This window comes from Haemophilus influenzae (genome assembly GCF_001457655.1).
In the GTDB taxonomy this organism is placed as follows: Bacteria; Pseudomonadota; Gammaproteobacteria; order Enterobacterales; family Pasteurellaceae; genus Haemophilus; species Haemophilus influenzae.
On record NZ_LN831035.1, the window covers coordinates 1,840,160 to 1,854,959 of the forward strand.

Genomic DNA, 14,800 nt, shown 5'->3' on the forward strand with positions numbered 1-14,800 from the left:
AAGTGCGGTTATTTTTTAGGATAAATTTGATGAACAAAACAAATCCAACCATTGCTCTTGTTGCAGGAGAAGTATCTGGTGATATTCTCGGTGCTGGTTTAATTCGCCAGCTCAAAGCACATTATCCTAATGCTCGCTTTATTGGTATTGCAGGCACAAGAATGTTGGCTGAAGGCTGTAAAACGCTCGTCGATATGGAAGAGCTTTCTGTTATGGGTTTGGCTGAAATCTTGAAACATCTTCCTCGTTTGCTGAAAATTCGTAAAAATGTCATTCAAACTATGTTGCAAGAAAAACCTGATGTTTACATCGGCATTGATGCGCCTGATTTTAATTTGGATGTAGAACTCAAGCTCAAAGCTAACGGAATTAAAACCATTCATTACGTGAGCCCCTCTGTATGGGCATGGCGTCAAAATCGTATCCATAAAATTGCCAAAGCGACCCATCAAGTTCTTGCCTTTTTGCCTTTTGAGAAAGCCTTTTACGATAAATTTAATGTCCCTTGCCGTTTTATTGGACACACAATGGCAGATGCTATTCCGCTCAAACCAAACCGTGCCGAAGCATGCCAAATGCTACAGATTGATCCCGCACAACGCTATTTAGCTATCCTAGTTGGAAGCCGTGGTTCAGAGGTGGAATTTCTGGCTGAGCCTTTCTTAAAAACAGCTTTATTGTTAAAAGAACAATTTCCTGATTTACAATTCCTTGTTCCTTTGGTGAACGAAAAACGACGAATTCAATTTGAAGCCATTAAAGCTAAAATTGCGCCAAATCTAGACCTGCATTTAATTGACGGCAATGCACGACAAGCAATGATTGCAGCTGATGCAACACTTCTTGCTTCAGGAACAGCAGCACTTGAAGCAATGCTTTGTAAATCCCCAATGGTGGTAGGCTATCGAATGAAACCACTGACCTATTTCTTAGCAAAACGTTTAGTGAAAACCGATTATATTTCTTTACCAAATTTGCTTGCGAATGAAATGCTCGTGCCTGAAATGATTCAAGAAGAATGCACGCCAGAATTGCTCGCTGAAAAATTATCTGCTTATCTTTCTGATGATGAAAGTGCGGTAAAAAATCGCCATATTTTAATTCAGCACTTCACGGATTTACACCAAAAGATTCAATGCAATGCCGATAAGCAAGCGGCTCAAGCAGTCATTGATTTATTAGAAGGAACAGAAAATGTTTGAATATCCACAAGGCTATGAATTGATCGCTGGTGTTGATGAAGTTGGGCGAGGCCCTTTAGTTGGGGCTGTTGTCACGGCTGCCGTTATTTTGGATCCGAATAATCCAATTGAAGGACTCGCTGATTCTAAAAAACTTTCTGAGAAAAAACGTTTAGCCCTTGCTGAAGAAATCAAAGAAAAAGCCCTTGCTTGGGCATTAGGTCGAGCTGAAGCTAACGAAATTGACGAGATAAATATCCTGCAAGCCTCCTTGCTGGCAATGACTCGAGCAGTAAAATCTTTAAAAATTCAACCGCACTTTGTGTTGGTTGATGGCAATAAGATCCCAAAAGATTTAGCTATTCCAGCGCAAGCCGTCGTCAAAGGCGATAACCTTGTGGCAGAAATCAGTGCAGCCTCTATTTTGGCGAAAGTGGCACGAGACCAAGAAATGGAAGAATTAGACAAGCAATATCCAGAATACGCTTTTGCCCAGCATAAAGGCTATCCGACCAAATTACATTTGGAAAAATTAGCTGAACTTGGTGCGTTACCGCAACATCGTCGTAGCTTTGCCCCAGTGAAAAAAGCACTAGAACAGTTTTAGAATGCTAATTTGGTTTAACAAAGGCTGTGTTTTAATACTGTGTTAATGCTTTCACTAAAATTTGATGCACATAAACAAAATTTTTTGACTTCTGTGAGTCAAAGAAAACAGGTTAAGAGAGTAATTAAACCTGTACGGTCGATAAATATACCTAAACACTCTGCTATTCCTTTGTAATAGCACATTAAAATAATGACTTATGAGGATTTATAACGATGAAGACAGACATTCAAACCGAATTAACCCAAGCCCTACTATCACACGAAAAAGTATGGGCGAACGAAGAAAAAACCATTTTAGCCAAAAACATTCTGTTGGATTTGGTAGAAAAAACCGACCCGACTATTATCGGGTTGTTATTGGGGAATGATGAGTTAAAACGCCATTTTTTTGTGGAAGTGAATGGTGTTTTGGTGTTTAAATTGCAGGATTTTCGTTTTTTCTTGGACAAACACAGAATCAATAATTCCTACACAAAATACGCCAATCGCATTGGCTTGACGGACGGCAACCGCTTTTTGAAAGACAGTTCGGATATTGTGTTGGATTTTCCGTTTAAAGATTGTGTGCTAAATGGCGGACAAAGCACCGAAGAAGGCGAAGAAATTTATTTTAAACGCAATAACAGCCAGCCAGCCAGCCAGCCAGCCAATTATACACTAAATTAACCCGAAAAAGACAAGAAATCTTTTTTAATCAAACCCTTGCTTTTGATGAAATTGACCGACTTTTTGACGCAAAAGCATTCTCAAAATTCTCTCGCTATACCGCAGATGGCAAGCAACCCGTTGGCGAAATCAAACGCCATTTTGACGGCACGCCAGCCGAAAATCTCATTATCAAAGGCAATAATCTGATAGCCCTGCATTCGCTTGCCAAGCAGTTTAAAGGCAAAATCAAGCTGATTTATATTGATCCGCCATATAACACGGGCAATGACGGTTTCAAATACAACGACAAATTTAATCATTCCACTTGGCTCACTTTTATGAAAAATCGGCTGGAAATTGCGAAAACATTGTTGGCTGATGATGGCGTGATTTTTGTTCAATGTGATGACAATGAACAAGCCTATTTGAAAATTTTAATGGACGAAGTTTTTGGTCGTGAAAATTTTGTTACAACCATTCATTGCCAAATGTCCACAACGCAAGGAATGAAAGTTAAAGCGGCACAAGATGGAAATATTGTTAAAAATGCTGAATATATTATAGTTTTTTCAAAAAATGGACATAAAAATATTGCAATAAATCCCTTGTATGATTTGCGTTCAGAATATGATGAACACTATTCGCTATATTTAAAAAACGATGGGGCTATTGGGCAACTTAAAGAATTATATGATTATAGATTTCCAAAAGATTTAAAAAATACAACCGCACTTTCTTTAAAAGAAGCATTTAAGAAAAGTAATGAATTTGCCGAGATTGTGAAAACACATCTTTCCAAGATTGTAAGAAGCGATAAAGTTACTGGATTTGATTTATCCGTTGAATTAGAAAATAGCAAATGGAAAGAAGTTGAGAGAAATGGAAGAAAATATATTCTTACATTAGATAAAAATGGCAAAGTTTGCCAATTATTAAGACTACAAGATTCTTGGGGAAAAACTGATAATTACAATAATGATGAGGGACTTCGTAAAATTCGTGGTAATTGGTGGGAAGGTTTTTACCTTGATATGGGAAATGTTGGAAAAGAAGGGAGCGTAGATTTTAAAAATGGCAAAAAAGGAGAGCGTTTAATTTCACAAATTATTAAAACAGCAACCAACGAAAACGACATCGTCCTAGACTACCATTTAGGCAGTGGCACAACCGCCGCCGTCGCTCATAAAATGAACCGCCAATACATCGGTATTGAACAAATGGATTATATTGAAACGCTTGCCGTTGAACGCTTGAAAAAAGTGATTGAAGGCGAGCAAGGCGGTATTTCCAAAGCCGTGAATTGGCAAGGCGGTGGCGAGTTTGTTTATGCCGAACTTGCTCCATTTAACGAAACAGCAAAACAACAAATTTTGGCGTGCGAAAATTCAAACGACATCAAAACGCTGTTTAATGAATTATGCGAACGCTATTTCTTGAAATACAATGTAAGCGTGAATGAATTTAGTCAAATCATTGAAGAACCTGAATTTCAAACCTTACCACTTGACGAACAAAAACAAATGATGCTTGAAATGTTGGATTTAAATCAAATGTATGTTTCATTATCCGAAATGGACGATGAACAATTTGCAGGTTGCTTAAACGATGACGATAAAGCGTTAAGCCGTGCGTTCTATCAATCAGTAAAAAATCAAGCGGAGAAAAAAGATGGCGAATAATAAAACGTTGTTTGATTGGGTGGAAGACCGCAAATCAATGCTGGAAGAAATGGAACAGACAGATTTTTTCGCACTGCCTGAATTTGTTTCAAATAATTTGAAATATCCGTTTTTTGAATGGCAGAAATCGGCTTTAGAAAACTTTGTAATTTTTGACCGCACTCCAAAATTAAAGGACTTCCCCGATATCAAAAACCGCCCTACCCATTTGCTATTTAATATGGCAACAGGTGCAGGCAAAACGATGATGATGGCAGCGTTGATTTTGTATTATTTTGAAAAAGGGTATCGGCATTTTCTGTTTTTTGTGAATCAAAACAATATCGTGGATAAAACGGAAAATAATTTTACCGATCCGACGCACGCAAAATTTTTATTTACCGAGAAGATTTTGCAGGGCGATACGGTAATTCCTATTCGCAAAGTGGAGACATTTAGCCCACATTCAGACGGCATTGAAATTAAATTTACCAGCATTCAAAAGCTGTATAACGATATTCGCACCCGGCGGGAAAATCAAACCACATTGGCGGATTTGCACAAATTGAACCTTGTGATGCTGGGTGATGAAGCGCACCATTTAAACGCGCAAACCAAAGGCAAAAAACAAGGCGAATTAGATTTAGAAAAGGAAATGAACGACCGCACCAGCAATGCCGAAATTGAACGTAAAGGCTGGGAGCATATGGTTTTGGAATTGTTACTCAATAAAAATGGCAATCATAGCCAAAATGTGCTGTTGGAATTTACCGCCACGCTGCCTGAAAATGCTGACGTGCAACAAAAGTACGCTGATAAAATCATCACAAAATTTGGCTTAAAAGAATTTTTGCAAAAAGGTTATACCAAAGAAATCAATTTGGTATCCAGTACGCTGGGTAAGAAAGAGCGAGTGTTACACGCTTTATTGTTTGCTTGGTATCGACATCGAATTGCGTTGAAATATGGCATTGCCAATTTCAAGCCTGTGATGTTGTTTAGAAGTAAGACGATTGATGAATCAAAAGCGGATTATCTGGCATTTTTAAATTGGGCAGAAAATGTGCAGGCGGTTGATTTTTCGTTTTTAACTACATTTTCAACAAGCTTGAACGATAGCGATAGCGATAGCGATAACGCCAACGAACAAGGCAAAACCCGCACTGAACAAGCCCTAAAATTTATGCAGGAAAAAGGCGTTGAGTTTGCACATTTGGCAGATTGGGTAAAACAAAATTATCAAAAACACAATGTGATTATTACCAACTCCGAGAGCAACAAAACCAAAACCGAAAAAACCGACAGCGAAACCGAAAAATTGCTAAATAATTTGGAAGCGGCCGATAATCCGATCCGTGCCATTTTTACGGTGGACAGATTAACCGAAGGTTGGGACGTTCTGAATTTGTTTGATATTGTGCGTTTATATGAAGGGCAAAACGGCGGCGGTTCAAATAAAAAATCAGGCAAAACGGCTGCCGCCACCGTATCGGAAAAGCAGTTGATTGGTCGTGGCGTGCGTTATTTTCCATTTGCGTTTGAAGATAAACAGCCGAATAAACGCAAATTTGACAATGACATGCAACACGAATTGCGTATTTTGGAAGAATTGTTTTATTACACGCACGATGAGCAATCTCGCTATATTTCAGAATTAAAAGCAGAACTTCGCAAAGATGGCTTTATTCCCGAAAACGATAAAGACAAGGTTTTAACCACCTTCAAACTAAAATCTGAATTTGCAGATGATGAAACTTTTAAAAACCTATTGATTTGGGCAAATCAAAAAGTAAAAAATCCCAATGCTAAAGCCAATAATGCAGACAGCCTAAAAGCCAATCCGCAAACGCTTTCATTCCAAATTCACGGCAATCAATTGTTGCAGGAAACGCAATTTACAGCCGATGAAAATGATGAAACCGCCCGACAAATCGGCACACAAAATAATTTTACTCAAACCATAAAAATGAGTGAAATGGAGCGGCACATTTTTAATAAAGCCTTGCATATCAAAGGAAAAAATAGTCAATCTTTATTTCATTTCGATCGCTTGCAAAGCAAACTCAACATTCAAAATCGCAATGAATTGCAAAATAACTTGTTAAAAGATTGGCAAATTGAATTTTTGGGATTAGGGCAAGATAAACAGATTAGCCCAGATGACAAACTTGCAGGCTGCCTAAAAATCTTGGAAATGGTTGAAAAACGTCTCAATGAAAGTGATATGCCATTTATCGGTACAAAAGAATTTACGCCTAAAAAATTGTGGGAAATTTTTGGCACACCAAAACAAAAATGGGTCAAAAAAGATGATGTAAAAACTGCTATTGCCATGCAAAATGATTGGTATGTGATGGATAATTTTGCTGGAACGAGTTTGGAAGAAGCGTTAATTCAATTTATTTCAGAGCGTTTGGGCGATTTGAAATCTAAATATGACGTTCATTTAATCCGCAATGAAGAAGTGTTTAAATTGAATAACTTTGCCGATGGTGAAGGATTTATGCCGGACTTTGTTTTATTGCTGAAAGATAAACAAAAATCTTCTTCCAATGGTGTGAACGACTTTTTGCATTACCAAATTTTCATTGAACCCAAAGGCGAACATTTAGTGGAAACTGATAGGTGGAAAGAAGCTTTTTTAAAATCAATCACAGTGGAATATGGGAAGGATAAGATCCTGCAAAAAGATACACCGCATTATCGTTTGATCGGTTTGCCGTTTTTTACTGATCATCAGAAAAATGGACAATTTACGGAGTTATTCCCTTTAGGAGAGACATAGCTTGAAAAATAGAGTGGTGTATTATTAAAACACAGCCTTAACAAAACAAGGGAGCATTAAAAAATGCTCCCTTTCTCTTAATCAACTTAACTTTATGGAATGACGAGTAATTAACCTTTCTGTACGCTATATGCTTCTAATGCACGTAAAGAATAAGTATAAGCTGCACCTGCATTTAATGCGATAGCTGTTGCTAATGCAGCAGCAACCTCAGCTTCACTTGCACCAGCTTTTACTGCTTCTTCTGCGTGTACGCTAATGCAGCTTTCACAACGAGTTGTTACAGCAACTGCTAATGCGATAAGTTCGCGAGTTTTAGCGTCAAGCACATTGCCCTCTTCCGCGGCTGAGCCTAATGCTTGGTAAGCTTGTAACATTTTAGGGTGTTGTTTACCCAATGCGCCAAATGATTTTTTAACGTGAGATGTGTGTTCTTTCCAATCTGCAAACATAATGTTCTCCTAAATATATTGAATTAATAACCAACTGGTGTGGCAAATTATAGGCGGATTAGATTATGATACTTGCTTATTTATCTCAATTTTTATCGCTAACATCTCATTATGGACTATTTAGATAAACTTACCCATTTAGCACAAGTGCGTGGAGAAATTAATATTCGCTGTGAATTTCAAGGCGAATGGCAAATATCTCATCAAGAAAAGGATGCAGGAAAAGGCATATTCCATCTTATTGAACAAGGCGAGTGCCAGCTTACACTAAATGAAAAACAATTTCATTTAAAAGAGGGAGATATTTTTTTTCTTCCTCAAAATCAACCGCACTTTATGCATTATTCAGTAAATAAAAGGGCAGATATTCCTACAAAAAAAAGTCATCAAGGATTATTTGAGTTACATCAGATTGGACGAGGTACACCAGATTTAAAAATGTTCTGCGGTAATTTTTATTATCAACAAGATGCACTTCTTACGGCATCAATGCCTGAATATTTACATATAAATTTATGCGACACGCCCATTCATCCTTTAGTGCAGCTTTTTTTGCAAGAAGCACAAAAAAATGATGCGGGTACGAAATCGGTCGTTGATGCACTTTCAAATGTACTTTTAATTTATATTTTACGTCACGCCATTCAACAAAATTTAATTGAACAAGGCATCTTATTCGCCTTACAAGATAAGCGATTAAATACTGCACTGATAGCAATATTACAACAACCTCAAAATGATTGGCATATTGAACAATTAGCTGAACTTGCAACAATGTCTCGTGCAAACTTTATTCGTGTTTTTCAACAACAACTTGGTATGTCGCCAGGACGTTTTCTCACGAAAGTGCGGTTACAATCTGCGGCGTTTTTATTAAAACAATCACAACAATCTGTGCTTGCCATTGCTTTAGAAGTGGGGTATCAATCAGAAGCGCATTTTTGTAAAGTTTTTAAAAATTACTACCAACTTTCTCCAAGCCAATACAGAAAATCTGTCAGCCTATAAATTGATTTGTTTTTGTGCTATAATAATATGCACTTCTAAAAGGCAACCCGCGTTGCCTTTTCTTTTTAAGGAAAAGATATGTTTAACAAAATTTTTTCGTGGTTTGAAAATCGTTTGAATCCCTATCCAGAAAGCAATCCAACAACACCTAAAAAAGGTTTGTTCCGTTTTATTTGGTCTAGTATTACAGGAATGAAAGGCTGGATTTTTTTGCTCGCAATTTTAACCGTAGGTACAGGTGTAATGGAAGCTGTATTATTCCAATTTATGGGAACGCTTGTAGATTGGTTAGGCACATTTACACCTGAAAGATTATGGCAAGAAAAAAGTCATTTATTAATTGGAATGGCTGCTCTATTACTTATTAGTATTGTGTGGGGATTTTTAGCTTCGGCCGTGCATTTACAAACCTTACAAGGCGTATTTCCAATGCGATTACGTTGGAATTTCCATCGTTTAATGCTTGGACAAAGTTTAAGTTTTTATCAAGACGAATTTGCAGGTAGAGTATCCGCAAAAGTAATGCAAACCGCCCTTGCAGTACGTGACACAGTACTTACACTTGCAGATATGTTCGTTTATGTATTGGTATATTTTATTACCTCTGGCGTAGTGCTAGTGGCATTAGATTCTTGGTTCTTATTACCATTTATTACTTGGATTATACTCTTCGGTTTGATCCTACGAACCCTAATTCCTAAACTATCAAAAACCGCACAACGACAAGCTGATGCTCGTTCTTTAATGACAGGACGCATTACAGATGCTTATTCTAATATTGCTACAGTAAAATTATTTTCTCACGGCTCACGCGAAGCTACTTATGCCAAGCGTTCTATGCAAGATTTTATGGTAACAGTACACGCCCAAATGCGCTTAGCAACATCACTAGATACACTCACTTACGCTACAAATATTCTACTTACGTTAAGTACTGCAATACTTGGTATTATTTTATGGAAAAATGGTCAAGTTGGCGTGGGTGCAATAGCAACGGCAACGGCCATGGCATTACGCGTAAATGGGCTTTCTCGCTGGATTATGTGGGAATCTGCCCGTTTGTTTGAGAATATCGGAACCGTAAACGACGGAATGAATACTTTAACTAAACCCCACACCATTGTGGACAAACCACAAGCGTCACCGTTACAAGTGAAACAAGGGGAAATTAAGTTTAACGATATTACCTTTGCTTACGATCCGACAAAACCATTACTCAATCATTTCAATCTCACTATCAAACCAGGGGAAAAGGTTGGGTTAATCGGTCGTTCTGGTGCAGGAAAATCTACGATTGTGAACTTATTACTTCGCTTTTATGAAGCACAACAAGGCGAAATTACCATTGATGGACAAAATGTACTCAATGTGCAACAAGAAAGCTTACGTCGCCAAATCGGTTTAGTCACTCAAGACACTTCGTTGCTACATCGCTCTGTACGTGACAATATTATTTATGGTCGCCCGAATGCTACTGATGAAGAAATGGTTTTAGCTGCTGAACGAGCGGAAGCCGCTGATTTCATCCCATTTCTCAGTGATTCTCAAGGTAGAAAAGGCTATGATGCCCATGTGGGAGAACGCGGGGTAAAACTTTCTGGTGGTCAGCGTCAGAGAATTGCCATTGCTCGTGTAATGTTAAAAGACGCACCAATTCTATTGTTAGATGAAGCCACAAGTGCATTGGATTCAGAAGTGGAAGTGGCAATACAAGAAAGTCTAGATAAGATGATGGAAAATAAAACTGTGATTGCCATTGCCCATCGTTTATCCACCATCGCAGCGATGGATCGCCTGATTGTGCTTGATAAAGGACAAATTGTCGAACAAGGTACGCACGCCGAATTACTAGAGCTCAATGGTCTGTACGCTAAACTTTGGAATCATCAAAGTGGCGGATTTTTAAGCGGAAGTGCTGAATAATATTGCGTTTATCATATTTAATTAATTGTACTGTAATCAAGCTAATTAAAAAATTAGTCTAATTTAATAGCTAAAGAAAAGTGCGGTGAATTTTCACCGCACTTTTTTGCTAGATATTTAGCGTTTAATTCACGACTTCAGCAGTATATTTCAGCTTGTGAATTGCATCGAATAATTGTTGGTTTGTGACTTTTGGATCTTCCACAACCGTCACTAAACCATCTTTAATAGATGCTTTTGTTGAAATAACGCCATCAATATTACGCAGTTCTTTATTGACTAAGTAAGCACAAAGCTGGCAATTCATTTCCTTTACTTTTAGCACAATTTGTTTGGTTTCATTCGCATGAGCGAAAGAAATTGCAAACAGCGAAAGCAAAAGTGCGGTACATAATTTCTTCATTTTTATTCCTAATTAGCTAATTCTAAAATCCAAGGTAAAATTGTTGGATAGGTTAAGAAAAAAATCATCACGATAAATACAATCCAATATAAAACGATAAGTTTTTTACGGGAAATATATTTGCTACAAATGATTTTTTTGGAAAACATCAACAGCCAAAATCCATAGGCAAAGGCACATAATGAAATGATAAGCATAGGAATACGCAAATAATCATATTCGCCTAAGCCAATCAACCAAGTGGACGACACACCAAATACTAAATAAATTAATGGTGCGATGCAGCACAAGGTTGATGCCACCGCAGCACTTAGTGCGGCGGCTATGGCAACCCAAAAGGATTTATTAGAGTTTTTTAGATACGTAGTCATATTTAAATTCTTTTGGGTCAAAGGAATTTAACGGATCGCCACCTACTTCTGCATATGGATAGCCGAAGTTATTGATTGGAGCCAGTTCTGGTTGTGGATATAAATCGAAGTCACGGGCATGATTAAATCCCACCCAGTTTGCTTCCCAGTTACCAAACAAATATTTTGCTACGGCTTGTGTATCTTTATCTTCAACAGATTTTTTCTCTGCTAAACGCATTTTGGCAACGTCTGCGGAATCAACTGGTACCCATCCAAATCCTGCAAGGTAGAATTCAGCGCGGCAGTGCTGACCGCCACTTACGTTTACGATGCCTTGTTCATTTGCACTACCGAAGGCACCTTTTGAATATTTGCCCATTTTCTCTGCCGTACCTAAGCGAATACCAAAAATTTCACGAGCAGGGATGCCTGCAGCACGAGCAAGTGCCACAAATACAGAGTTAATATCGGTACATTTACCTTTTAACACGCCAGTGGTAAGAATTTTTTCTACATCGCCGTCACCACAACCTAATACAGAATTATCACGTTCCATATTTTTTACGATCCAGTGGTGAATAAGTTCTGCTTTCTTCAATGGATTAGTTTCTTTACCTAGGATTTTGTCAGCAAATTCTTTCACAATGCCATCAGTTTTAATATGTGGAGTAGCTTTTAAGTATTCTTGTACATCCACGGAATACTGAATATCTTTTGGCGGAGTATAATTCTCTAAAGCACCTTTCACCATCGGTTCACGGTCTTTTGTTTCAATGACCATCGTGACTTTTAAATCACGTTTTTGTGCATCTTTATCCCAAGTGGCAAATAAGGTTTTCGCTCCGTATTTATTGTTTTCTGTTACATAGGCATTCATGTAATTACCTTCAAAGTGAATCGATTTCACTTGTTGGTATTCCCCATTAAATGGTAATGGAACCCATAAATTGGTTTGTCCTTGCGAGCCTTTTGGCACAACTAAATCATAGGTTTGCGTGAATTCGTAAAGATGGGCGTCTGTATTGTAGTTTGGAATAATGGTGTTTGCATGAGCTAACGAGCCACACGCAGAAAACACCGCAACCGCGATAAGTTTCTTCATGAAAAGATCCTCTAGTTAATAATAGTTAAACTTAACATATTAGATAAACTAATACGCCACTATGCTAACGGATTTTTAAATCTATAGTCAATTTGTTATTCCAAAATTTATAAAAACATCAACCTACTAAAATACCCTATAAATAATGTACCTATTAATAATTAGTTGATTTGGCTCAAGTAAAACTTCTATACAAAGATTATAATTAACTCGTTTTAGTTATTACTCGATCTTACTGTGGGGGACGATATTATGAGTAACTTTAATCAAATAAGTCGCCGAGATTTTGTCAAGGCGTCATCTGCGGGAGCTGCACTGGCAGTTTCAAATCTTACTTTACCTTTCAATGTAATGGCTAAAGAGACACAACACCTCAATGAAAATAGTCAGGAACGTATTGTTTGGAGTGCTTGTACAGTAAACTGTGGTAGCCGTTGTCCATTACGAATGCACGTAAAAGATAACCGAATCACTTATGTGGAAACCGATAATACGGGGACAGAAACATATAATCTTGATCATCAGGTTCGTGCTTGTCTACGTGGACGTTCTATGCGTCGTCGAGTGTATAACCCAGACCGTTTAAAATATCCAATGAAACGTATAGGTAAACGCGGAGAAGGTAAATTCAAACGAATCAGTTGGGATGAGGCTTTAACTGAAATTGCAGACGCATTGAAACGCAATATCAAAAAATATGGCAATGAATCAATTTATTTAAACTATGGTACGGGAACACTCGGTGGCACAATGGCTAAATCTTGGCCTCCTGCATCCACTATGATCGCTCGTTTTATGAATTGTATTGGTGGATATTTAAACCATTATGGTGATTACAGCACCGCACAAATTGCAGTCGGTTTAGATTATACCTATGGTGGTGGTTGGGCATTGGGAAATGGAATGGCTGACATTGAAAACACCAAATTAATAGTGTTATTCGGTAATAATCCTGCAGAAACTCGTATGAGTGGAGGTGGTTTAACTTATTGTATTGAACAAGCCAAAGCTCGTTCCAATGCCAAAATGATTATTATTGATCCTCGTTATAATGATACTGGTGCAGGGCGTGAAGATGAGTGGATCCCAATTCGTCCGGGTACTGATGCAGCCCTTGTTGCTGCCCTTGCTTATGTAATGATTAAAGAAAATCTCGTGGATCAACCTTTCTTAGATAAATATTGTGTTGGTTATGATGAAAAAACATTACCCGCTGACGCCCCTAAAAATGGTCATTATAAAGCCTATATTTTAGGTTATGGTGATGATGATGGTATCGCTAAAACCCCTGAATGGGCGGCTAAAATCACTGGTATTCCAGCGGAGAGAATTATTAAACTCGCACGTGAAATTGGTAGTACAAAACCTGCCTTTATTTCCCAAGGCTGGGGGCCTCAACGTCGTAGTAATGGAGAATTAATCTCTCGTGCCATCGCGATGTTACCAATCTTAACGGGTAATGTTGGAATTCACGGTGGTAACACTGGTGCTCGTGAAAGTGCGTACAGCATTCCATTTGTGCGGATGCCAACGCTGAAAAATCCCGTGAAAGCAAGCATTCCAATGTTTTTATGGACAGATGCAATTATTCGCGGCACAGAAATGACCGCACTTACAGATGGTATTCGTGGTGTTGATAAATTATCTTCCCCCATTAAAGTAATTTGGAATTACGCAAGTAACTGTTTGATTAATCAGCATGCACAAATCAATCGTACCCACGATATTTTACAAGATGATACCCAATGTGAAATGATCATTACTATTGATAATCATATGACATCTACTGCCAAATACAGTGATATTTTATTACCAGATTGTACAACTTCAGAACAAATGGATTTCGCTTTAGATGCCTTTGTATCCAATATGGCCTATGTCATTTTTGCAGATCAAGTGATCAAACCATCTTTTGAATGCAGACCTATTTACGATATGTTGAGTGATTTAGCTGAGAAAATGGGCGTAAAAGAAAAATTTACTGAAGGAAGAACACAAGAGGAATGGTTACGCCATATTTATGAGCAATCTCGAGAAAAATTACCTGAATTACCTACTTTTGAAGAATTTAGACAACAAGGTATTTTTAAAAAGGTTGATCCTAATGGCTTTAAAGTTGCATACAAAGATTTCCGTGATAATCCAGAAGCCCATCCACTTAAAACGCCATCTGGCAAAATTGAAATTTATTCTTCTCGTCTAGCTGAAATAGCAAAAACTTGGAAATTAGCAGAAGATGAAGTAATTCATCCTTTACCAATTCACGCCCAAAGTTTTGAGCATTACGGCGATCCATTAATGGAAAAATATCCGTTACAACTAAGTGGTTTTCACTACAAAGCAAGAACCCATTCAACTTATGGCAATGTGGATGTATTAAAAGCAGCTAATCCACAAGAAGTTTGGATGAATCCTATTGATGCAGAACCTCGTAATATTAAAAATGGCGATATGATTCGTATCTTTAATGATCGAGGCGAAGTACGTATTAATGTAAAAATTACCCCCCGTATTATTCCAGGGGTTGTGGCATTAAGCGAGGGGGCTTGGTATGCACCAGATAAAGATCGTATCGATCATTCAGGTTGCATTAATGTACTTACGACACAACGCCCATCACCGCTTGCGAAAGGTAATCCGCAACATTCTAATTTAGTTCAAGTGGAACGTTTGTAGGG

General features: G+C 37.9%; 13 protein-coding genes. 8 read left to right on the top strand and 5 right to left on the bottom strand.

Annotated features, from left to right (window positions below):
* Positions 1-29 precede the first annotated feature (29 nt).
* The 3 genes from lpxB (at position 30) to AT683_RS09085 (ending at position 2,456) form a co-directional block, all read left to right on the top strand.
* On the top strand, positions 30-1,202 hold the full coding sequence (lpxB, locus tag AT683_RS09075; protein ID WP_011272365.1) for a lipid-A-disaccharide synthase: 1,173 nt from the start codon (positions 30-32) through the stop codon (positions 1,200-1,202).
* Complete coding sequence (gene rnhB / locus AT683_RS09080) at positions 1,195-1,788, top strand: ribonuclease HII (protein ID WP_011272364.1); 594 nt, start codon at positions 1,195-1,197, stop codon at positions 1,786-1,788. Before lpxB ends, rnhB begins: the two co-directional genes overlap by 8 nt.
* Positions 1,789-2,003: 215 nt before the next feature.
* A complete protein-coding gene (locus AT683_RS09085; RefSeq protein WP_058222235.1) occupies positions 2,004-2,456 on the top strand; it encodes a site-specific DNA-methyltransferase in 453 nt (150 codons plus the stop codon).
* 80 nt (positions 2,457-2,536) lie between these two features.
* Here AT683_RS09085 and AT683_RS10080 read toward each other — a convergent pair whose 3' ends face one another.
* The gene (locus AT683_RS10080) at positions 2,537-2,758 is read right to left on the bottom strand and encodes a hypothetical protein (RefSeq protein WP_041174754.1); all 222 of its coding nucleotides are present in this window, start codon (positions 2,756-2,758) and stop codon (positions 2,537-2,539) included.
* Between AT683_RS10080 and AT683_RS09095 the strand changes: the two genes are divergently transcribed.
* Positions 2,699-4,117: a site-specific DNA-methyltransferase gene (locus AT683_RS09095; protein ID WP_079989942.1), complete on the top strand. Its 1,419-nt coding sequence runs from the start codon at positions 2,699-2,701 to the stop codon at positions 4,115-4,117. The genes AT683_RS10080 and AT683_RS09095 overlap by 60 nt on opposite strands.
* Positions 4,107-6,881 (top strand): DEAD/DEAH box helicase family protein, encoded by a 2,775-nt coding sequence (locus AT683_RS09100; protein ID WP_058222236.1) that lies wholly within the window; start codon positions 4,107-4,109, stop codon positions 6,879-6,881. The genes AT683_RS09095 and AT683_RS09100 overlap by 11 nt, the downstream gene beginning before the upstream one ends.
* Positions 6,882-6,991: 110 nt before the next feature.
* On the opposite strand, the gene AT683_RS09105 is transcribed toward AT683_RS09100, so the two are convergent.
* Positions 6,992-7,333: a carboxymuconolactone decarboxylase family protein gene (locus AT683_RS09105; RefSeq protein ID WP_011272361.1), complete on the bottom strand. Its 342-nt coding sequence runs from the start codon at positions 7,331-7,333 to the stop codon at positions 6,992-6,994.
* A 111-nt stretch (positions 7,334-7,444) separates the two neighbouring features.
* Between AT683_RS09105 and AT683_RS09110 the strand changes: the two genes are divergently transcribed.
* Both AT683_RS09110 and AT683_RS09115 read left to right on the top strand, forming a co-directional pair.
* The gene (locus AT683_RS09110) at positions 7,445-8,341 is read left to right on the top strand and encodes a cupin domain-containing protein (RefSeq protein ID WP_011272360.1); all 897 of its coding nucleotides are present in this window, start codon (positions 7,445-7,447) and stop codon (positions 8,339-8,341) included.
* Positions 8,342-8,419: 78 nt separating this feature from the next.
* The gene (locus AT683_RS09115; protein ID WP_011272359.1) at positions 8,420-10,264 is read left to right on the top strand and encodes an ABC transporter ATP-binding protein; all 1,845 of its coding nucleotides are present in this window, start codon (positions 8,420-8,422) and stop codon (positions 10,262-10,264) included.
* A 124-nt stretch (positions 10,265-10,388) separates the two neighbouring features.
* Here AT683_RS09115 and AT683_RS09120 read toward each other — a convergent pair whose 3' ends face one another.
* The 3 genes from AT683_RS09120 to AT683_RS09130 are packed head-to-tail and all read right to left on the bottom strand — an operon-like array spanning position 10,389 to position 12,122.
* Positions 10,389-10,667, bottom strand: a complete 279-nt coding sequence (locus AT683_RS09120) for a heavy-metal-associated domain-containing protein (RefSeq protein ID WP_005651690.1) — start codon at positions 10,665-10,667, stop codon at positions 10,389-10,391.
* 8 nt (positions 10,668-10,675) lie between these two features.
* Positions 10,676-11,038 carry a mercuric transporter MerT family protein gene (locus AT683_RS09125; RefSeq protein ID WP_005656013.1) on the bottom strand — a complete coding sequence of 121 codons (363 nt, stop codon included), beginning with the start codon at positions 11,036-11,038 and terminating at the stop codon, positions 10,676-10,678.
* The gene (locus AT683_RS09130; RefSeq protein WP_011272358.1) at positions 11,013-12,122 is read right to left on the bottom strand and encodes a transglutaminase-like domain-containing protein; all 1,110 of its coding nucleotides are present in this window, start codon (positions 12,120-12,122) and stop codon (positions 11,013-11,015) included. Before AT683_RS09130 ends, AT683_RS09125 begins: the two co-directional genes overlap by 26 nt.
* A gap of 252 nt (positions 12,123-12,374) precedes the next feature.
* Here AT683_RS09130 and AT683_RS09135 point away from each other — a divergent pair, with 252 nt between their 5' ends.
* Positions 12,375-14,798, top strand: coding sequence for a DMSO/selenate family reductase complex A subunit (locus AT683_RS09135; protein WP_044364421.1), 2,424 nt, complete (start codon positions 12,375-12,377; stop codon positions 14,796-14,798).
* The last annotated feature ends 2 nt before the right edge of the window (positions 14,799-14,800 follow it).